General features: G+C 68.9%; 1 protein-coding gene and 1 pseudogene. Both read left to right on the top strand.

All coding sequences use genetic code 11. The features are described from left to right. On the top strand, nucleotides 1-1125 hold a 1125-nt coding region (gene gcvT / locus AC1DYI_RS35860; protein ID WP_477208854.1), incomplete at its 5' end, for a glycine cleavage system aminomethyltransferase GcvT. A gap of 111 nt (nucleotides 1126-1236) precedes the next feature. After that, nucleotides 1237-1327, top strand: a pseudogene (locus tag AC1DYI_RS35865) (glycine cleavage system protein H); the annotation flags it as partial.

The raw sequence follows: 1327 nt of genomic DNA on the forward strand, positions 1-1327 counted from the left end.
CTGCTGCAGACCCCGCTGCACGCCCTCCACCTCGAACTCGGCGCCCGCATGGTGCCCTTTGCCGGCTACGCGATGCCGGTGCAATACCCCGCCGGCCTGATGGCCGAGCACAAGCAGTGCCGCGAAGCCGCCGCGCTGTTCGACGTCTCCCACATGGGCCAGCTGCGCCTGATCGGCCCCGACGCCGCCGCCGCGCTGGAAACCCTGGTGCCCGTCGACGTGGTCGACCTGGCCCCCGGCAAGCAGCGTTACGCCTTCTTCACCAATGAACAAGGCGGCCTGCTCGACGACCTGATGATCACCCGCCCGCCGGTGGATGCGCTGGCGAACTTCGGCGACCTGTTCGTCGTCGTCAACGCCGGCTGCAAGGATGCCGACATCGCGCACCTGCAAAAGCACATCGGCAATCGCTGCGAAGTGCTTCCCCTTCCCGACCGCGCTCTGCTGGCGCTGCAAGGCCCGCAATCCGCTCAGGCGCTGGCCCGGCTGAACCCGGGTGTGGCCGCCCTCACCTTCATGACCGGCGGCGCCTTCACGCTGGCCGGCGCCGAATGCTTCGTCACCCGCTCGGGCTACACCGGCGAAGACGGCTTTGAAATTTCCGTGCCCGGAGACCAGGCGATCAAGCTGGCCCGCGAGCTGCTGGCCCAGCCCGAGGTCAAGGCCGCCGGCCTGGGCGCACGCGACACGCTGCGCCTGGAAGGCGGCATGTGCCTGTACGGCCACGACATCGACACCAACACCACGCCGGTCGAAGCCGCGCTGACCTGGGCGATTCAGAAGGTGCGACGCGCCGGTGGCGCCCGTGCCGGCGGCTACCCGGGTGCCAAGGTCATCGACGCGCAGCTGGCCGAAGGCGCCAAGCGCAAGCGCGTCGGCCTGGTCGGCCTGGAGCGTGCCCCGGTGCGCGAGGGCACCAAGCTGGTCGCCGCCGACGGCACCGAGCTGGGCACCGTCACCAGCGGCACGCTGGGCCCGACCGTGAACCAGCCGGTGGCGATGGGCTACCTGCCCGCCTCGCATACCGCGGTCGGCACCGAGGTGTTTGCCGAAGTGCGCGGCAAGCGGCTGCCGATGAAGGTCGCCGCGACGCCGTTTGCCCCCCATCGTTACTACCGCGGCTAAAGCCAGGCAGCAGCTCGAACGGCCGGTCCCAGGTTCTTCAGACTTGACCGCCGGCCGGCCCTGAATCAACCTTCGCTTCCCAGTACACATTCCCCAAGAGGAGCCCTGCCCATGACGACCATGTTCACCACCGACCACGAGTGGATCAACATCGAGGATCACGAAGCCGCTGTGGTCGGTATCACGTTGCACGCGCAAGACG

It is taken from the genome of Ideonella sp. P3_A4 (genome assembly GCF_056403075.1).